General features: G+C 71.0%; 17 protein-coding genes, 1 pseudogene and 1 riboswitch. Of the genes and pseudogenes, 12 read left to right on the top strand and 6 right to left on the bottom strand.

From position 1 onward, the window contains the following. Positions 1–416 (bottom strand): annotated as a pseudogene (locus A9977_RS28970) (hypothetical protein); the annotation flags it as partial. 106 nt (positions 417–522) lie between these two features. Between A9977_RS28970 and A9977_RS28975 the strand changes: the two are divergent. Next, the gene (locus A9977_RS28975; protein ID WP_259652207.1) at positions 523–1,605 is read left to right on the top strand and encodes a fumarylacetoacetate hydrolase family protein; all 1,083 of its coding nucleotides are present in this window, start codon (positions 523–525) and stop codon (positions 1,603–1,605) included. A 6-nt stretch (positions 1,606–1,611) separates the two neighbouring features. Here the strand turns inward: A9977_RS28975 and A9977_RS28980 are convergent, their stop codons facing one another. Beyond that, positions 1,612–2,394 (bottom strand): helix-turn-helix transcriptional regulator, encoded by a 783-nt coding sequence (locus tag A9977_RS28980; protein WP_183028273.1) that lies wholly within the window; start codon positions 2,392–2,394, stop codon positions 1,612–1,614. Positions 2,395–2,482: 88 nt separating this feature from the next. Here A9977_RS28980 and A9977_RS28985 point away from each other — a divergent pair, with 88 nt between their 5' ends. From A9977_RS28985 to A9977_RS28995, 3 genes are read left to right on the top strand one after another with little or no spacing between them, the layout of a single operon-like run. After that, positions 2,483–4,207 carry an FAD-dependent monooxygenase gene (locus A9977_RS28985; protein WP_183028274.1) on the top strand — a complete coding sequence of 575 codons (1,725 nt, stop codon included), beginning with the start codon at positions 2,483–2,485 and terminating at the stop codon, positions 4,205–4,207. After that, the gene (locus A9977_RS28990) at positions 4,204–4,431 is read left to right on the top strand and encodes a hypothetical protein (RefSeq protein WP_183028275.1); all 228 of its coding nucleotides are present in this window, start codon (positions 4,204–4,206) and stop codon (positions 4,429–4,431) included. The genes A9977_RS28985 and A9977_RS28990 overlap by 4 nt, the downstream gene beginning before the upstream one ends. A 4-nt stretch (positions 4,432–4,435) precedes the next feature. Then, positions 4,436–5,413, top strand: coding sequence for a tripartite tricarboxylate transporter substrate binding protein (locus A9977_RS28995; RefSeq protein WP_183028276.1), 978 nt, complete (start codon positions 4,436–4,438; stop codon positions 5,411–5,413). A gap of 19 nt (positions 5,414–5,432) precedes the next feature. Here the strand turns inward: A9977_RS28995 and A9977_RS29000 are convergent, their stop codons facing one another. Together A9977_RS29000 and A9977_RS29005 are read right to left on the bottom strand one after the other, a co-directional pair. After that, on the bottom strand, positions 5,433–6,596 hold the full coding sequence (locus tag A9977_RS29000; protein ID WP_183028277.1) for a toxin-antitoxin system YwqK family antitoxin: 1,164 nt from the start codon (positions 6,594–6,596) through the stop codon (positions 5,433–5,435). Positions 6,597–6,656: 60 nt separating this feature from the next. Then, complete coding sequence (locus tag A9977_RS29005) at positions 6,657–7,070, bottom strand: VOC family protein (RefSeq protein WP_183028278.1); 414 nt, start codon at positions 7,068–7,070, stop codon at positions 6,657–6,659. 56 nt (positions 7,071–7,126) lie between these two features. Between A9977_RS29005 and A9977_RS29010 the strand changes: the two genes are divergently transcribed. The 5 genes from A9977_RS29010 to A9977_RS29030 all read left to right on the top strand — a co-directional run bounded on the left by A9977_RS29010 (position 7,127) and on the right by A9977_RS29030 (position 11,153). Continuing rightward, positions 7,127–8,131 (top strand): TraB/GumN family protein, encoded by a 1,005-nt coding sequence (locus A9977_RS29010; protein WP_183028279.1) that lies wholly within the window; start codon positions 7,127–7,129, stop codon positions 8,129–8,131. A gap of 11 nt (positions 8,132–8,142) precedes the next feature. After that, positions 8,143–8,520, top strand: coding sequence for a hypothetical protein (locus A9977_RS29015; protein ID WP_183028280.1), 378 nt, complete (start codon positions 8,143–8,145; stop codon positions 8,518–8,520). Positions 8,521–8,622: 102 nt separating this feature from the next. Further along, positions 8,623–9,117, top strand: coding sequence for a copper chaperone PCu(A)C (locus A9977_RS29020; protein ID WP_183028281.1), 495 nt, complete (start codon positions 8,623–8,625; stop codon positions 9,115–9,117). A 62-nt stretch (positions 9,118–9,179) separates the two neighbouring features. Continuing rightward, on the top strand, positions 9,180–9,845 hold the full coding sequence (locus tag A9977_RS29025) for a PhaM family polyhydroxyalkanoate granule multifunctional regulatory protein (protein WP_183028282.1): 666 nt from the start codon (positions 9,180–9,182) through the stop codon (positions 9,843–9,845). Between the two features lie 42 nt (positions 9,846–9,887). Beyond that, positions 9,888–11,153: an FIST N-terminal domain-containing protein gene (locus A9977_RS29030; RefSeq protein ID WP_183028283.1), complete on the top strand. Its 1,266-nt coding sequence runs from the start codon at positions 9,888–9,890 to the stop codon at positions 11,151–11,153. 18 nt (positions 11,154–11,171) lie between these two features. On the opposite strand, the gene A9977_RS29035 is transcribed toward A9977_RS29030, so the two are convergent. Together A9977_RS29035 and A9977_RS29040 are read right to left on the bottom strand one after the other, a co-directional pair. Continuing rightward, positions 11,172–12,395 carry an FAD-dependent oxidoreductase gene (locus A9977_RS29035; protein ID WP_183028284.1) on the bottom strand — a complete coding sequence of 408 codons (1,224 nt, stop codon included), beginning with the start codon at positions 12,393–12,395 and terminating at the stop codon, positions 11,172–11,174. Between the two features lie 85 nt (positions 12,396–12,480). Then, a riboswitch (glycine riboswitch) is annotated at positions 12,481–12,587 on the bottom strand. Positions 12,588–12,780: 193 nt separating this feature from the next. Further along, positions 12,781–13,515 carry a helix-turn-helix transcriptional regulator gene (locus tag A9977_RS29040; protein WP_183028285.1) on the bottom strand — a complete coding sequence of 245 codons (735 nt, stop codon included), beginning with the start codon at positions 13,513–13,515 and terminating at the stop codon, positions 12,781–12,783. A 190-nt stretch (positions 13,516–13,705) separates the two neighbouring features. Here A9977_RS29040 and A9977_RS29045 point away from each other — a divergent pair, with 190 nt between their 5' ends. The 3 genes from A9977_RS29045 to A9977_RS29055 all read left to right on the top strand — a co-directional run bounded on the left by A9977_RS29045 (position 13,706) and on the right by A9977_RS29055 (position 16,885). Further along, entirely contained in the window at positions 13,706–15,637 is a 1,932-nt protein-coding gene (locus tag A9977_RS29045; protein ID WP_183028286.1) for an MFS transporter, read from the top strand. Continuing rightward, positions 15,637–16,281: a phosphatase PAP2 family protein gene (locus tag A9977_RS29050; protein ID WP_183028287.1), complete on the top strand. Its 645-nt coding sequence runs from the start codon at positions 15,637–15,639 to the stop codon at positions 16,279–16,281. The genes A9977_RS29045 and A9977_RS29050 overlap by 1 nt, the downstream gene beginning before the upstream one ends. A gap of 145 nt (positions 16,282–16,426) precedes the next feature. Beyond that, positions 16,427–16,885: a hypothetical protein gene (locus A9977_RS29055; protein WP_183028288.1), complete on the top strand. Its 459-nt coding sequence runs from the start codon at positions 16,427–16,429 to the stop codon at positions 16,883–16,885. The last annotated feature ends 114 nt before the right edge of the window (positions 16,886–16,999 follow it).

Consider the following 16,999-nt stretch of genomic DNA (forward strand, 5'->3'; position numbering starts at 1 on the left):
GCACTGGCCGTCGTGGCCGCGCTCGTTTCACCCGCCGGGCTTGCGTTGCCGGGCGGGGCCGGGGCAGCGGTCGTCTCCGGCCCGGGTTCAGGCGCCGCCGTGATCGCCTGCGGCACGGGTGCCGGTGCGGGCGCCGGACGTGGCTTCACCGGCTTGGGCCGGGGTGCTGCGGGCGGCGGAGCAGGGGCCGGGACGGGCTTCGGCGCCTCCACCACGGGCGGCGGCGTGATCACGATCGTGCGGGTGATGAAGCGCTCGGCCGGCGTCTGCGCATCGGGCGCGTTGCCCAGCGGAATGGCGCCCAGCAGCGCCATGTGGGCGGCCACAACCACCGCGCTCACCACCAGCGGCGTGCGCCATGCGGTGCGCTCGGCCGGCAGGTGGCCGGCGGCGGGGGAGAGGGCGGACGTCGGCATCAGCGTCATCAGGTATGGACCGGTCGGCGCGCCGGAGGTTCACCTCGGTACACTGCCGCCGTTCCACCAGTTTAGTAGCGAGGCCGCATCCGGGCCCGCCGCCACCATGAAACTCGCCACCCTCAAGGACGGCTCGCGCGACGGCCAGCTCGTCGTCGTCTCGCGCGATCTCTCGCTCGCCCACTACGCCACCGGCATCGCCAGCCGCCTGCAGCAGGTGCTCGACGACTGGGGCTTCCTGAGCCCGCAGCTGCAGGACCTCTACGACGAGCTCAACAACGGCCGCGCGCGCCATGCCTTCCCCTTCGACCCGGCCCAGTGCATGGCGCCGCTGCCGCGCGCCTACCAGTGGGCCGACGGCTCGGCCTACCTCAACCACGTCGAGCTGGTGCGCAAGGCGCGCAACGCCGAGGTGCCCGAGAGCTTCTACACCGACCCGCTGATGTACCAGGGCGGCAGCGACGACTTCATCGGCGCCATGGACGACATCGTGGTGCCCAGCGAAGCCATGGGCATCGACTTCGAGGCCGAGATCGCGGTCGTGACCGGCGACGTGCGCATGGGCGCGTCGCCCGAGCAGGCGCTCGACGGCATCCGCCTGGTGATGCTGGTCAACGACGTGAGCCTGCGCAACCTGATCCCGGCCGAACTCGGCAAGGGCTTCGGCTTCTTCCAGAGCAAGCCGGCCACCGCCTTCAGCCCGGTCGCCGTGACCCTCGACGAGATCGGCGAGGCCTGGCGCGACGGTCGCGTGCACCTGCCGCTGCAAAGCAGCTGGAACGGCCGCAAGGTCGGCCTGTGCGACGCGGGCGAGGAGATGACCTTCCACTTCGGCCAGCTGATCGCCCACATCGCCAAGACCCGCAACGTGCGCGCCGGCAGCATCGTCGGCAGCGGCACCGTGAGCAACAAGGGCGTGGAGCGCAAGGGCGGTGGCATGGACTGGCCCAAGGGCTATTCCTGCATCGCCGAGAAGCGCTGCATCGAGACCATTCAAGACGGCCAGCCCAGCACCGAATTCATGTACTACGGCGACACCATCCGCATCGAGATGAAGGGCCCGGACGGTCGCACGCTGTTCGGTGCGATCGACCAGGAAGTGGTGGCGCCGGGCGCGCGTGAGCGGGCGGCGGCGGAGGCGCTCAAGGCGCAGGCGCTGGCGCGCAGCCAGGCGGCGGCGGAGGGTTGAGCGTTTTCAGGCGGCGGCGCCACCGCCGCGCAGCAGCTCCTTCAACGACCCGATCCCCAGCCGCCGGAACGCGCGGTACTGGTGGGTGCGCACGGTCGTGAGCGCGATGCCCATCTCGCGTGCCGTGGCCTTGGCCGTGCGGCCGGCCAGCAGGTGCCCGATCACCTCGCGTTCGCGCTGGCTCAGCGCGAGCAGGCGCGGCGCGAGCGCGGGGTCGGCGGTTTCGCGGGCGACCACGGCGCTGCGGCCGTGGGCGGCGGTCGCGTCGGCCAGCAGCGCGGCGTGCGCCTCGAGCTGCGCGAAGTCGCCGGCATCGAATGCCGGCTGGGCGAGGCTGCGGTAGAAGCTCACGGCCGCGCGCTGGCCCGTGGGCAGCAGCAACAGCACCGACGCACGCTCGCGGATGCCCACGTCGCCGTAGCAGGCGGCGCGGTAGGCCAAATCTTCGATCTCGTCGCCGAGGTGGTGGCCGATCCAGCGCTGCGCCTGCTTCGGCCGCGCGCGGGCCGCCAGCCACACCATGTGCGGATCGAGCCGGTCGAAGCGCTCGGCGATGTAGCGCGCGGCCGTGCGCTCGGCGGTGTTGCCGTAGCTGCTGGCCGCCGACACGGCCTCCAGCGCGCCCGCGGCGCCGACCGCGAACACGGTGCAGAAGGTGGCGGGCAGCACGCGCTGCATCGCCGCCAGGCAGTGGGTGGCGAGCTGCGGCGTGCCGATGCCCGCGAGCACCTCGCCGATCACGGCGGGCGCGATCGGCAGGTCGGAGGGAGGAATGCGCCAGCGTTTCATTGCGAGTCGAGAAGCGTGCCCCTAGGGTAATCACCTCCTACAAGGTTATGACACTGCGCCGGTCCTGCCATCGGGAGAATCCCGTCGCATGAACACCGCAACCCCTGTCGTTCCTTCCGCGCGTCCCGGCGATGCCGCTGGTGGCCCGCTGCCACCGCGCGCGGACGAGGGCGCGCTGCCGCCCTCGGTCGGCAGCTTCCACTACACGCGCTACGCGCCGCGCACGCCGGCGCTCGAAGACGGCCGCGAGCCCGGCGTGCACCCGGTGCTGATCGCGGGCGGCGGCCCGGTCGGCATGGCGCTGGCGCTCGGGCTGGCCAACCATGGCGTGCGCAGCGTGCTGATCGAGGCCGACGACACGGTGTGCGTGGGCAGCCGCGCGATCTGCGTGTCGCGCCGCAGCCTGCAGATCATGGAACGGCTGGGCGCGCTGCCGGGCTTCCTGGCCAAGGGCCTGCCGTGGTCGGTGGGGCGCAGCTTCTACAAGACTGACGAGGTGTTCCGCTTCGAGATGCCGCAGGACCCGCGGCAGCCGCTGCCGCCCATGGTCAACCTCGCGCAGTACGACATCGAGCAGAGCCTGCTCGACGCGATCCATCGGCGCAATGCACAGCAGCCCGGGCTGATCGACATCCGCTGGGCCACCGAGGTGACGGCGCTCGCGCAGGACGCCGAGGGCGTGAGGCTCGCGGTGCGCAACCGCGACGCGGCCTACACGCTGCAGGGCCGCTGGCTCGCGGCCTGCGACGGCGGCCAGAGCTTCGTGCGCAAGACGCTCGGCCTGTCGCTGGAAGGCGCGGCCTACGAAGGCCGCTACGTGATCATCGACATCGAGCTGCCGAGCAGCTACCCGACCGAGCGTCGCGCCTGGTTCGACCCGCCGTGGCACCGCGGCGCGACCGTGCTGATGCATCGCCAGCCCGACGACATCTGGCGCATCGACTACCAACTGCGCGCCGGCCAGCGCACCGAGGACGCGATGACGCCCGAGGCGATCCGCGCGTTCGTGCAGCGCCACCTCGACGCCATCGGCGAAGGCCATCTGCCGTGGCAGACCGTGTGGTCCTCGGTCTACCGCGCGGGCGCGATGACGCTGGCCGGCTACCGCCATGGCCGCATCCTCTTCGCGGGCAACGCGGCCCATGCGATGCCGATCTTCGGCGTGCGCGGGCTCAACTCGGGCTTCGACGATGCCGACAACCTGGCCTGGAAACTGGCCGCGGTGGTCGACGGCATCGGCGGCGAAGCACTGCTCGGCAGCTACTCGCAGGAGCGCATCGAGGCCTTCCACATCAACGCCGAGAACGCGATGCGCAGCACCGAATTCATGTCGCCGCCCTCGCGCGGCTTCGACCTGATGCGCGAGGCCGCGCTGTCGCTGGCCGGCGCGCACCGCGACATCGCGCAGCTGGTGAACCCGCGCCAGACCGAGGCGGTGCGCTATGCGGCGTCGGCGCTGTCGAGCGAGGGCGATGCCTGGCCCGCGGGGCCGTTGCCAGGCCAGGTGATGCCGGGCTTCGTGGACGTGAACGCGGCGGCCTTCATGCTGCTGGTGCTGGCGCCCGAGGGCATGGCCGAACCCGTGGACGAGGCCGAGCTCGGGGATGCGCAGCAGGCGGTGCGCAGCCTGCAGGTCCGGCGCATCGCGAACGACGGCGCATTGTTCGCCGAGCTGGGCGCCGAGCAGGGCGCGGCCTACCTGCTGCGTCCCGACGGCCATGTCGCCGCGCGCTGGCGCCGCGTGCCCCGCGGTGCGCTCGTGGCCGCCTTGCGCCGCGCCCTCTGCGCCACCAAAACAGAAAGCCAGCCATGAGCACCCCCTTGCCTCCCGAAGCCCGCGACCGCCTCTACGCCGCCTGCGCGCGCGCCATCACCGAAGCCGGACCCGAGCGCGAGTCGCTGTTCCTCGCGCGGCTCGCGCTGCTGCTGTTCGAGCAGGTCGGCGACGAGGCGCGCTGCAGCGAAGCGCTGGCGCACGCGCTGCAGGACCTGCCCGTACCATCCCTGTCTGCCCTCACAACCACAAACGGAGATTGAATCCATGGACCGTCGTACCCTCCTGGCCACGCTCGCATCGGGCGCCGCCGTCGCGGCCGCGCCTTTTGCCCGCGCGCAGTCGGCCTATCCCGAACAGCTCATCAAGTGGGTCGTGCCCTACCCGGCGGGCGGCGGCACCGACGTGATCGCGCGCACGCTGGCCGAAGCCATGCGCCAGACGCTGGGCCAGCAGATCGTGATCGACAACCGTCCCGGCGCCGCCACCAACATCGGCGCCGACCTGGTGGCCAAGAGCAAGCCCGACGGCTACACCATCCTGTCGGCCGACAACGCGGTGCTGGCCTTCAACGAGCACCTGTTCGGCAAGCTGCCCTTCAACCCGCAGAAGGACTTCAGCTACATCGGCGCGATCGGCAAGTTCCCGCTGGCGCTGGTGGTGCATCCCGATTTCCCGGCCAAGAACTTCAAGGAATTCCTGGCCTACGTGAAGGCCAACCCCGGCAAGGTGAACTACGCGTCGCCGGGCAACGGCTCGCCGCACCACCTGGCGATGGAGCTGTTCAAGAACCGCACCGGCACTTTCATCACGCACATCCCGTACCGCGGCGCGGCGCCGGCCATGGCCGACGTGATGGGCGGCCAGGTGCCGTGCATGTTCCTCGACCTGGCCTCGGGCCTGACCATCATGCAGAGCCACAAGGTGCGCGTGCTGGCCATCGGCTCGGGCGCGCGCAGCAAGCTGCTGCCCGAGGTGCCGACGCTGGCCGAGGTGGGCGTGCGCGACAGCGAGGTGTTCGCCTTCCAGGGCCTGCTGGGTCCGGCCGGCCTGCCGGCCAACGTGGTGAGCAAGCTCAACGGCGACCTCAACAAGGCCTTCACCACGGCCGCGGTGCAGAAGCGTTTCGCCGACATCGGCATGGAAGCGATGCCCGGCACGCCCGAGCAGTTCTTCGGCCTGGCGCGCGCGGAAGCCAGGCGCTGGGGCCCGGTGATCCAGGCCGCGGGCGTCAAGCTGGATTGAGTCGACCCAAGGGCCGGCGCTACTTCGCGTTGGCCTTGCGCGACCCGTCCTCGAAGACCTCGTCGTCGCGGTCGGGCAGGCCGTTGGCGTCCCAGGTGCGCTCGCGCGTGACCCGCCCCTTGTCGTCGTAGTTGGACTCGCTGATCAGCCGGCCCTGCAGGTCGAAGCGCCGGTGCAGGCCGATCGCGAGCAGCCGCCCGCGCGGTGCCGGCGCGCTGAAGCGGCCCTGCGCGGCGCGCTGCCCGTTGTCATGGAACTCGCTGATGTCGGCCACGCGCGCCAGGCCGTCGCCGCTGTAGGCGGTCTTGCTGCGCGGCTGGCCGTTGAGGTAGTAGCTGTCGTCGCTCGCGGGCAGGCCGGCCGGTGTCCAGCGCTGTTCGCGCACCAGCGTGCCCCGCTCGGAGTACTCGCTCTCGCGCTGCTTCAGCACGCTGCGCTCGGCGATCAGCGACACCAGTTCGTAGCGCTTCACGCCCTCGGACGAGAAGCGCTGTTCGGTGCGCTGGTTGCCCGAGAGCTCGTCCAGCGACTCGGGCTTGCCGTTGTCGTAGAGGCGTTCGCTGCGCACCCGCTTGCCGGTCGTGAAGGACAGCTTGGCGCGCAGGCCGCCCTTGCCGTCGAACAGTTCGACCTGCGAGGGCTGGGGCCCGACGAAGCCGCACTGGCGCGCGTCGTCGAAGGCCGGCGCCAGCACCGGCCGGTCGGCGCAGCGCAGCGCCGAGAGCTGGCCGCCGGGCGTGAACTCGGCCGCCGCGCGCTCGCCGCCGGGGTCGGCGTAGAAGGCCAGCCGGCGCAGCTGGCCGTTGGGGTGGAAGCTGCGCACCAGGCCGAGCTCGTGGCCGTCGTCGTAGGTCGCTTCGCGCAGCACCTGGCCGTCGGGGTAGAGCTCGCGCGCGCGTCCGTGCAGGTTGCCCTTGGCGTTGACGCTCTGCTCCTTGGCCAGCTTGCCCTTGTCGTAGTAGCGCACGATGCCCATGAAGACGCCGTTGCGCAGTTCCTGTTCGCGCTGCAGCTCGCCGCTGTCGCGGTCCTTGCAGCGCATCAGGCCGGTCTTGCCCTGCGTGGTGTAGCCGTTCGCGGGGTTGACCGGGGCACCGTTGAGCTCGCAGTCCTGCACCGCATGCGCGGCGCCCGCCAGTCCCATCAGGACCGACATCCAGGCCAGGTGCGTGCGTGGGTTCATGCGTTCATTTCTCCAGCCCCGGCGGGTTGAGCTCGCGAATGAGGGGGGCGGGTGCCACGGCTATTTGTCGTAGAGCGCGGCCAGGGAGCGGAAGCCCTTGACCTCGATCGGATTGCCGAAGGGATCGCAGAAGAACATGGTCCATTGTTCGCCGGGCTGGCCTTCGAAGCGCACCTGCGGCGCGAGCACGAAGTCGGTGCCGGCGGCCTCGAGGCGCTGGGCCAGCGCGCGCCAGTCGGGCAGCTCGAGCACGATGCCGAAGTGCGGCATCGGCACCATCGCATCGCCCACGCGGCCGGTGCGCGTGGTGGCGAAGGGCTCGCCCAGGTGCAGCGAAAGCTGGTGGCCGAAGAAGTCGAAGTCGACCCAGGTCTCGGTGCTGCGGCCTTCGGCACAGCCGAGCACGTCGCCGTAGAAGCGGCGCGCGCCGTCGAGGTCGCGAACGTGGAAGGCGAGGTGAAATATGCTCTGCATGCGGTCAGCATAGCCGCCTTGTAACCAAATCCATACTTCGGCCCCCGGGGAAGACCATGCGCCTGCAGCGCCATTTCCAATCGTTTCGATGCGCAGGCGCGGCGCGGCTGTGGCGGCGCATGGCGGCGGCCTGGCTGGCCCTGGGCATGGCGGGCGCGGCGCTGGCGGCCGAGGCGCCTGCCGTCTGCGTGCCTGTGCCCGCGCCGGCATCGGAGGCGGTGCAGGACACCCCAGCGCAGGCCCAGGACCGGGGCTTCCTGTGGCGCCTCGAGAAAGACGGCCACAGCTCTTGGCTCTACGGCACCATGCACGTGGGCAAGCCGGCCTGGATGCCTCCGGGCGAGAAGGTGGGCGCGGCGCTGCGCCGGAGCGAGGTGATCGCGCTGGAACTGGACCTGTCGGACCCGGCCACGCTGGCGGTGTTCACCGCGCCGCTCGACGCCGCCGCCGTGGCCCGCATCCTCACGCCCGATCGCCGGCGCCGGCTCGAGCGCCAGATCGCGATCGCCTGCCTGCCGGCCGATGCGCTGGCGCGCCTGCGGCCGATCCTGCAGGCCACCACGCTGGCCGGGCTGGCGGTGCGCCACGACGGAATCTTCGCGGAATGGGGCAGCGAGCACTTCCTCGGCGCCTACGCGCGCCGCCACGCCAGGCCGATCGTCGCGCTCGAGGATGCGCAGATGCAATTGAAGGCCCTGGCCGGCGACAGCGAGGCCGAGGAGGGTGCGCAGGTCGACGAGACCCTCGACGAGCTCGAGTCCGGCCAGGCGCGCACGCTCGGCGCCGAACTGGCCACCGTCTGGGCTTCCAGCGACTGGCAGAAGCTGTCCGACTACCGCCGATGGTGCGATTGCGTGAAGACGGCGACCGACGAGCGCGCGCTGCAGCGCCTGCTGGACGATCGCAACCCCGGCTTGGCCGAGGGCATCGCGCGCCTGCATGGCCAGGGGCGCGGCGTTTTCGCCGCGGTCGGGGCGCTGCACATGGTGGGGCCCAAGGGCCTGCCGGCCCTGCTGGCGGCCCGGGGCTTCCGGGTGACGCGGCAGGTGCCGGCGCCATAATCGCCGCTCCCATGCCCGTCCTCCTGCGCCACCTCCTCTGCTTCCGCCGTCTCGGCGCGCTGGGCGGCCTCGTGCTCTGGAGTTTCGTGCTGTCGCTGGGCGTGGCCGCGGCATCTCCGCTGCTGCAGCCGCAGGCGCTGGAACTGGTGTGCGCCAGCACCGGTGCCGTGAAGATGGTGGTGCACACGGCCGACGGCGTGCAGGAGCTTGGCGCGGGCCACCTCGACTGCCCGCTGTGCCTGCCGGGCGGGGCGCCGCCGCACGCTGCTTCCGAGGCGCTGGCTACGGCGCCGCTGCCGCGTGGGCGCTTGTCGCGATCGGTCGAAGCCACACGCGTGGCGCTCGCCGCCGCGCCGCTGCCGGCCCGCGGGCCGCCGCTTCGCGCCTGATCCCTGTGCCTGTCTCGCCGCGCGAGACATGGCAGGCCCTGCGCCGCAGGCCGCCGCCGCCCTTCGATCCCTGACGTTTTCCTGTCTCCAAGGAGTTCCCGCATGACTTTCAACACCACCTTTCGCCGCGCCGCCGCCTGCATGGCGCTCTTCGCCTGTGCGTCGGCCTGGGCCCAGACGGCCGCGCCGGTCGACGTGCAGGACGCCTGGGTCCGCGCGGCCGTGCCCGGCCAGAGCGGCACCGGCGCTTTCATGAAGCTCACGGCGCACGAAGGCCTCAAGCTGGTCGGCGCGAGCACGCCGGCCGCCGGGGTGGCCGAAGTCCATGAGATGAAGATGGAGGGCGACACCATGCGCATGCGCGGCGTGTCCGGCGTCGAGCTGCCCGCGCACCGCACGGTCGAACTCAAGCCGGGTGGCTACCACCTGATGCTGATGGACCTGAAGCAGCCCATCGTCAAGGACGCGACCCTGCCGATCACGTTGCAGTTCGAGGACGCCAAGGGCGCCAAGAGCTCGCTGGCGTTGAACGTGCCGGTGCGCAGCGTCGCCCCGGGCGCCGCCGCCGGGGCCGCGGCACCGGCCCACCGCCACTGAGCGGGCGCGCCGCGCGCCAGCGCCCTGGGGTAAGCTGGTGCCCACCACTGCCGGAGACAGCCATGAGCGACGCGAATTCCCCTTTTGCCTTCAGCCAGTTCGTTCCCGGCTTCGATTTCCTCAAGGGCCTGGCCGGCAACACGGCCACCGGCGGCGCTGCCGCCACCGGCATGCCCAGCCTGTCCAACTGGGTGGCGCCCACGCTCAGCGTCGAGGAACTCGAGAAGCGCATCCAGGAACTCAAGACGGTGCAGTACTGGCTCGAGCAGAACGGCCATGCGCTGAAGGCCACCATCCAGGCGCTCGAGGTGCAGAAGATGACCTTGTCGACGCTGCGGGGCATGAACGTGCAGATGGAAGACCTGGCCAAGGTCTTCACCCGGCCGGCGGCGGCACCGGCCGAGGCGCCCGTCGCGTCGCCGTCCCCTGCGCCTGCGCCTGAACCGGCGCCCGCACCCGCCGCCGAGGCCTCTGGCGAGAAAGCGGCCGCGGCACCGGGCGTGGTCGATCCGCTGCAGTGGTGGAACGCGCTGACCCAGCAGTTCCAGCAGATCGCCAGCACCGCGATGCAGGAGGCGGCCCACGCCAAGATGCCGGGCGCGACGCCGGCACCGCCCTCCAAGGCCAAGCCGGCCGCCAGCAAGAAGCCCGCTCGCAAGACCGCCCCGCGCAAGGCGGCGGCCGCCAAGCCTCCCGCCGCGGCCGCGCCTCGGCGCGCGCGCGGCTGAGCCCTTTTCTTTTTTCTCCCACCAGGACCCCGGACCGCGCGCATGAAGCTTTTCCCCACCGGCCACGCCACCCATCCGCAATGGCGGATGGCGGCAGGCCTCGCGCTCGCGCAGCTGCGCGCGCAGATGGCGCTGCCCGACTACGCCGCCGCCCCCACGCTGGGCCTGCTCTACATCACCGACCACTACGCGGCCGAGGCGCAGGAGATCCTCGACCACCTCGGCGCCGAACTGCCCGAGATCACCGACTGGTCGGGCACCGTGGGCTTCGGTGTCGCGGCCAACAACGCCGAGTACTTCGACGAGCCGGCGCTGAGCGTGATGCTGTGCGCGCTGCCTAGCGACCAGTACCGCGTGTTCTCCGGCGTGGCGCCGCTGGGCAGCTCCGAGATGAGCGGCTTCGAGGCGCACACGGCGCTGGTGCATGCCGACCCGGGCACGCCGGAGCTGGCCGAACTGGTCGGCGAGATGGCCGGGCGCACCGACACCGGCTACCTGTTCGGCGGCCTGTCCTCGGGGCGCCGCGGCGCGCTGCAGTTCGCGCTGGGCGGCAACGGCAACATCCGCGGCCACGGCGCGGCGCGCGGCGTGTTCTCGGGCGGCATGTCCGGCGTGGTGTTCGGCGAGGGCGTGCGGCTGGTGTCGCGCGTCACACAGGGCTGCGAGCCGGTGTCGCGCGAGCGCGAGATCACCGAGGCCGACGGCAACCTGCTGCTGCAGTTGGACGGCGAGCCCGCGCTCGACGTGCTGCTGGCCGACCTGCAGATCTCGCTCGACGCGCCGCAGGAAGCGATCGAGGTGGTGCGCGCCACGCTGGTGGGGCTGGTCGACGCCGGCAGCGACGGCATCCGCCGCACCGGCGACCTGGGCGCCGACGTGCTGGTGCGTCACATCATCGGCCTCGACCCGACGCGCCGCGGCATCGCGATCGCCGACACGGCCGAGGCCGGCATGCGCATGAGCTTCTGCCGGCGCAGCCCCCAGGCCGCGCGCGCCGACCTGATGCGCATCTGCGCCGAGATCCGCGAGGAGCTCGAGCCCGAGGAGCAGACGCTGGCCACGGCCCGTGCCGTCGCGGCCGGCGAGGCCGAGGCCGCGCCGCATCCGGCGCGCCGCATCGCGGGTGCGGTGTACGTGAGCTGTTCGGGGCGCGGCGGCGCGCATTTCGGCGCGCCGGGCGCCGAGATGCAGATCGTGCGCCACGCGCTGGGCGACGTGCCGCTGACCGGCTTCTTCGCCGCCGGCGAGATCGCCCGCCACCACGTGTACGGCTACACCGGCGTGCTGACGGTGTTCGTCACCGACTGAGCCCGCCGACGGGCTTCTTCAGCCCTTGGCGAAGGCGAATTCGACCTCGGGCGAGAGCCCGCTCACGATGCGCGCGATCGACTTGCCCGCGCCGCAGGCGTTGACCCAGCCCTGCGCGCCCGGCGCGGTATTGAGGAACAGGTTGCGCACCGGCGTGCGGCCGATCAGCGGCATGCCGCTGGCGCTGCGCGCGTGCAGCGTGCTGGAGAACTCGGCCCGCGACGGGTCGACCACGCCCGGCAGCAGGGTCTCGACCCGCGCCAGCATGCGGGCGAAATGCGTCGAGTCGGGCAGGTCCTGCGCATCGGTGGCCAGGCGCACCGTGCAGCACACGCGCAGGCGCTCGCCCTCCGGCGTCTCGATGCGCCGGATGCGCAGGCGCTCGTGGCGGTCGTTGAGCATCACCTGCGGCGCCCCCGCCATGTCCTGGATCGGCAGCACGATGCTGTACTCGCGCATCCGGCGCAGTGGCATCGCGATGCCCAATGCCTGCGCGTGCGGCACGCTGCCGGTGCCCAGGGCCAGCACATAGGCATCGGCGCGCAGCAGGCTGCGCTCGCCGTCGGCATTGGCCAGTTCGACGTGGTCGATGCGGCCGTCGCGCGCATGCAGCTGGACCACCGAGTGGTTCATCAGGAAGCGCACGCCGGCGGCGCGGCACATGAAGGCCAGGCTGGCCGCGAAGGCCGCGGGGTCGCGCGAGGTGTCCTCGGGCGTGAAGGCGGCGCCGGCGAGATGGCCGTGCAGGTGCTGCAGCGAGGGTTCGATGCCGATGGCCTGTTCGGGCGACAGCAGCTGCAGCGAGCAGCCCAGCGCCTGCAGCCGGCGCACGCTGTGCGTGAAGGCCTCGAAGGCCTTGGCATCGGTGTAGACGCGCATCCATCCGGCGCTGCGCAGGTCCTGCGAGACGCCGGCCTCCTTGCGCAGTTCGTGCACCGTTTCCCGGCTGTAGGTGGCCAGGCGGACCATGTGCTCCAGGCGCGCGGCCGGCCGGTGGCGCACGCCGGTCAGGTAGCCGGACACGCGGTGCAGCCGGCGGCGCAGTCCGTCGATCGCGGTGCGGCAGAGGCTGCGCGCGGGCGGGGGCGCCAGCGGCGGGCGCGAGGGCGCGCTCGCCATGCCCCGGGCCTTGGCGGCGGGCGCCGCATGGCGGTCGATCACCGTGACCTCGTGGCCCAGCTGCTGGAGGTAGTAAGCCGAGGCGACGCCGAGAAGACCGCCGCCCAGAACGATCACGCGCATGGTCCGGTTCCTTGTGGGAAGGCACAAACGGCGGACCGGCGCACGCGGCAGATAGGGCGTGCGGGCCGGGTCCGAGGTTCAGGTTGCCGCTCCCTCTGTCCTGGGTACCTGAGAGATTCGCCCGCTGCGCCTTGCAACGGGTTTGCTCCTTCGGTGCATCGCACGGGGCGATGGCTCTTCAGACGGCGAATCGAAATGAGGCAGTCGTCGAACCGGCAGGGCGGTTCACCTCGGCGTTCATGGGAGTTTGCGCGTGCGGTGGGGTCCGAAAACCCTCTTTTCTGCAGAAATAGGAGTTTACCCGTCTTGACAAACTAGATAAACGTGTAATCGATATTCACCGAATATGCGCCGAAATATGCGGCATCGGCGCCACAGCCCCTGTTCAGTGGCGGCGAAGCCGGGTAAAGGCCTCGAATTCCCAGTTGCGCATGCCCAGCAGCAGCGTGTAGCCCTCTCGGTCGTCGGGTGAGAGTTTCTGGTCGGTCTGGTGCTGCTGCGCGAAATCCTGCGCCACGCGTTGCAGCCGTTCGAGGAAGGAGGGCGCCAGCGCCCGGCTGATCGAGCCGTGCACCAGCAGCAGCCCCTCGGCCGGCCCGTCGAAGCCGCCGCTGTAATAGTCGAGCACCACGTTGTCGCGGAAGAAGTTCATCACCGGCCCGTGCGGGCGCCAGCGGAAGGTCTTGGCCAGCTTGAGCCGGTAGCGGTTGAGCGGCCGCAGCTCGATGATGCCGATGCGGTCGAGCTGGGCGAAGCAGGCGATGCACTCGGCCTCGCTCAGGCGGTAGGCGCCGACGATCTGCTCCAGCGTCCACTGGCTCAGCACGCTGATCGCGACCAGGATCAGCTTCTTGTCGCGCACAACGGCCTTTTCCTGCTCGAGCGTGAGTTCGCGCAGCAGCGGCTGGGCGTCGGCCACGCGGCGCGCGAGCTCGGCGAAATCCATCTTCAGCGCGCGGCAGATCGCGTCGACCCGGCTCAGCGGCATGTCGGACTTGGCCAGCATGCGCTTGACGCTGGACTCCGCCATGCCCAGCGACCGGGCCAGGTCGGCATAGGTCATGCGGGCGTTCTTGAGTTCGTTCTTCAGGGCCTGAACCAGGTCGACGGTGGTGCTCATGGGCAGTAGGGTATTGCAAAGCGATACCGATCGGATGCGATCGGCGGACCGTATCGATTTTCGATGCCGGATCGGGGCGCCGCCCCTAGATTCGCGCCATGACACCTCGCACCGCCTTCCCGCCGGCCCCTGCGGCACAATCCACGCGCAGCCGCCTTGACGGCCTGAGGAGCCCGACAGGGACATTCCAATGACAGCACCCGCCATGGCCCCCGACGCCCACGCCAACCAGTTCGCCTTGTTGAAGCAGCGGCGCTTCGCGCCTTTCTTCTGGACCCAGTTCGCGGGCGCGGCCAACGACAACCTGTTCAAGTTCGCCTTCACCGTGATGGTGACCTACCAGCTGCAGGTCAGCTGGATGCCGCCCGCCATGGCGGGCCTGGTGATCGGGGCGCTGTTCATCCTGCCCTTCCTGCTGTTCTCGGCCACGGCCGGCCAGCTCACCGACAAGTACGACAAGACCACGATCATCCGATTCGTGAAGAACCTCGAGATCGCGATCATGGTGCTCGCGGCCTGGGGCTTCTTCCGCGCCGATCCGGTGGTGCTGCTGGCCTGCGTGTTCCTCATGGGCCTGCACTCCACGCTGTTCGGGCCGGTCAAGTTCGCCTATCTGCCGCAGGTGCTGGCGGCGCGCGAGCTCACCGGCGGCAACGGCATGGTCGAAATGGGCACCTTCGTCGCCATCCTGCTGGGCCAGGTGGCGGGCGGCCTGCTGGTGGCGCTGCCCCAGATCGGCCACACGAGCGTGGCCGTGGCGTGCGTGCTGCTGGCGCTGGTCGGCCGTGGCGTCGCGCAGGCCATTCCGAGGGCGCCGGCCACCGACCCGCAACTGGTCGTCAACTGGAACCCCATCAGCGAGACCTGGCGCAACCTCAAGCTCGCGCGCGGCAACATCGTGGTGTTCCGCTCGCTGCTGGGCATCTCGTGGATGTGGTTCTTCGGCGCGGTCTTCCTGAGCCAGTTCCCCAGCTTCGCCAAGGAGGTGCTGCATGGCAACGAGCAGGTCGCCTCGCTGCTGCTGGTGGTGTTCTCGGTCGGCATCGGCATCGGCTCGCTGCTGTGCGAGACGCTGAGCCGGCGCCAGGTCGAGATCGGGCTGGTGCCGCTGGGCGCGATCGGCATGAGCGTGTTCGCGATCGACCTGTACTTCGCCTCGCGCGGCCTGCCGGCCGGGCCCGAGATGGGGCTGGGCGCCTTCCTCGCGCAGTCGGCGCACTGGCGCGTGATGGCCGACCTCGGCCTGCTGTCGCTGTTCGCCGGGCTCTACAGCGTGCCCATGTATGCGCTGATCCAGCTGCGCAGCCAGCCCACGCACCGCGCCCGCATCATCGCGGCCAACAACATCCTCAACGCGCTGTTCATGATCGCCAGCTCGGTGATCGCCGGCGCGCTGCTCGGGGCCGGCTTCACCATCCCGCAGATCTTCCTGTTCACCGGCATCGCCAACGCGCTGGTGGCCTTCTACATCTTCCTGCTGGTGCCCGAGTACCTGCTGCGCTTCGTGGCCTGGGTGCTGTCGCGCTTCGTCTACCGCTTCAGGATCGAAGGCGACGAGCACATCCCGACCGAGGGCCCGGCCGTGCTGGTGTGCAACCACGTGAGCTTCATCGATGCGGTGCTGCTGATGGCGGCCAGCCCGCGGCCGATCCGCTTCATCATGGACCACCGGATCTTCCGCGTGCCGGTGCTGGGCTGGCTGTTCCGGCTGGCCAAGGCGATCCCGATCGCGCCGCAGAAGGACGACCCGGCCGCCTACGAACGCGCGTTCGCGCAGGCCATCCAGGTGCTGCGCGAGGGCGACCTGCTGGCCATCTTCCCCGAGGGCGCGATCACCAGCGACGGCGCGCTGCAACCCTTCAAGGGCGGCGTCATGAAGATCCTCGCCGGTGCGCGCGCCGAAGGCGTCGAGCCGCCGGTGATCCCGATGGCGCTGACCAACCTCTGGGGCTCCTTCTTCAGCCGCGTCGAGGTGCGCGAGGGCAAGAACGTGGCGATGGTGCAGCCCTTCCGCCGCGGCCTGTTCAGCCGGGTCGGTCTGCACGTGGGCACGGTGGTGACGGCGGCGGACGCCACGCCCGAACTGCTCCAGTCGCGCGTGAGCGGGCTGCTTTCGACCTGATGGCGGGCGGGCTCGACACCGTTCCCGCGGACGCCTGGCACGCCTTCACCTGGCTGGGCGACAGCGCGCTGATGCTGCCGCTGGCCCTGCTGCTCGCGCTGGGGCTGTGGCTCTCGCGCGCCGGGCGCGGTGCCGCGTTCGCGTGGTGCCTGGCCTTCGGCGCCGGCAGCGCACTGATCCTGCTGAGCAAGCTGGCCTTCCTGGGCTGGGGCATCGGCAGCGCGCGTTGGGACTTCACCGGCTTCAGCGGCCACACGGCGATCGGCACCAGCGTGTGGTCGGTGCTGCTGTGGCTGGCTTGCGCGCGCGGCTCGCCGCTTGTCCGTCGGCTCGCGGTGGGCGCGGGCTGGGCGCTGGGCGCGGCCATCGGCGTGTCGCGGCTGGCCCTGCATGCGCACTCGGTGTCGGAGGTGGTCGCGGGCCTGCTGCTGGGCATGGCGGTCAGCCTCGGCTTCCTGTGGCTGGCGCGTCATCGCGCGCCGCCGCGCCTGCCCTGGGCGGCCTGGCTGGTCGGGCTGCTGCTGCCGCTGGTGCTGCAGACACCCGGCAAGCCCGCGCCGACGCAGGGCCTGCTCGAAACCATGGCCGTCCGGCTGGCGGGCATCGAGCGGCCCTTCACGCGCAGCGATCTCCAGGCGCTCTGAGCCGGCGATTTTTCACGAAAAGTATCGAATATCGGTACTCCCGGCCTCCTGGCGGGGAACCGGTGCATAGATTCGCCCCTCCATGGGCGGTGCCCGGCCATCATTCGGGCTCCTTTTCCTTCCTCTTTCTTTTCGAAAGTCACTCATGAACAAACAACGGGTCCTGAGCTGGATGAGCGCCGGTGCGATCGCCGTGTCGCTGCTCGCTCCCCTGTCGGTGCATGCGCAGAGCGAAACCTCGGCGGCACTGTCCCTGATGCCCGTGGCCTCGGTGGTGGGCGCGGCCTCGGCCGCCGGCGGCGCGGTCGGCGCATCGGTCGCACTGCCGGCCGCGCTGTCGGTCGGCGGCTCGGTGCTCACGGTGGTCGCGGTCGAGGCCTCGGTCGACGGCATCACCTACGTGCTGGCGCGGGCTTCCGACGGCGCGCGCGCCAGCGTCCGGGTGGCGGGCCGGGCGGTGGGCGGGGCGTCGATGGTGGTCGGCACGGCGGTGACGGTCAGCGTGATCGCTTCGGGTGTGGTGCTCTCGGCCGCGGGCGAGGTGCTGGCCTTCGTGCCCAACGCCATCGGCCGCGCGCTGCTGCACAACGAGAGGCTGGTGTGAATTCGCAGATGTCCGATCTCTACGGCCTTGACGGCGAAGCCCGGGTGCCGCGCTGGCAGCGCAAGCTGCGGATCGCGCTGCGCGTCCTGGTGCTGGCGCTGGTGGTGTGCCTGG

Source organism: Variovorax sp. UMC13 (assembly GCF_014170375.1).
Taxonomy (GTDB): Bacteria; Pseudomonadota; Gammaproteobacteria; order Burkholderiales; family Burkholderiaceae_C; genus Variovorax.

Excerpts from the sequence above, each read along its gene's own strand:
- A9977_RS28975 (WP_259652207.1), top strand. The coding sequence starts at position 523 with ATGAAACTCGCCACCCTCAAGGACGGCTCGCGCGACGGCCAGCTCGTC.
- A9977_RS28980 (WP_183028273.1), bottom strand. The coding sequence starts at position 2,394 with ATGAAACGCTGGCGCATTCCTCCCTCCGACCTGCCGATCGCGCCCGCC.
- A9977_RS28985 (WP_183028274.1), top strand. The coding sequence starts at position 2,483 with ATGAACACCGCAACCCCTGTCGTTCCTTCCGCGCGTCCCGGCGATGCC.
- A9977_RS28990 (WP_183028275.1), top strand. The coding sequence starts at position 4,204 with ATGAGCACCCCCTTGCCTCCCGAAGCCCGCGACCGCCTCTACGCCGCC.
- A9977_RS28995 (WP_183028276.1), top strand. The coding sequence starts at position 4,436 with ATGGACCGTCGTACCCTCCTGGCCACGCTCGCATCGGGCGCCGCCGTC.
- A9977_RS29000 (WP_183028277.1), bottom strand. The coding sequence starts at position 6,596 with ATGAACCCACGCACGCACCTGGCCTGGATGTCGGTCCTGATGGGACTG.
- A9977_RS29005 (WP_183028278.1), bottom strand. The coding sequence starts at position 7,070 with ATGCAGAGCATATTTCACCTCGCCTTCCACGTTCGCGACCTCGACGGC.
- A9977_RS29010 (WP_183028279.1), top strand. The coding sequence starts at position 7,127 with ATGCGCCTGCAGCGCCATTTCCAATCGTTTCGATGCGCAGGCGCGGCG.
- A9977_RS29015 (WP_183028280.1), top strand. The coding sequence starts at position 8,143 with ATGCCCGTCCTCCTGCGCCACCTCCTCTGCTTCCGCCGTCTCGGCGCG.
- A9977_RS29020 (WP_183028281.1), top strand. The coding sequence starts at position 8,623 with ATGACTTTCAACACCACCTTTCGCCGCGCCGCCGCCTGCATGGCGCTC.
- A9977_RS29025 (WP_183028282.1), top strand. The coding sequence starts at position 9,180 with ATGAGCGACGCGAATTCCCCTTTTGCCTTCAGCCAGTTCGTTCCCGGC.
- A9977_RS29030 (WP_183028283.1), top strand. The coding sequence starts at position 9,888 with ATGAAGCTTTTCCCCACCGGCCACGCCACCCATCCGCAATGGCGGATG.
- A9977_RS29035 (WP_183028284.1), bottom strand. The coding sequence starts at position 12,395 with ATGCGCGTGATCGTTCTGGGCGGCGGTCTTCTCGGCGTCGCCTCGGCT.
- A9977_RS29040 (WP_183028285.1), bottom strand. The coding sequence starts at position 13,515 with ATGAGCACCACCGTCGACCTGGTTCAGGCCCTGAAGAACGAACTCAAG.
- A9977_RS29045 (WP_183028286.1), top strand. The coding sequence starts at position 13,706 with ATGACAGCACCCGCCATGGCCCCCGACGCCCACGCCAACCAGTTCGCC.
- A9977_RS29050 (WP_183028287.1), top strand. The coding sequence starts at position 15,637 with ATGGCGGGCGGGCTCGACACCGTTCCCGCGGACGCCTGGCACGCCTTC.
- A9977_RS29055 (WP_183028288.1), top strand. The coding sequence starts at position 16,427 with ATGAACAAACAACGGGTCCTGAGCTGGATGAGCGCCGGTGCGATCGCC.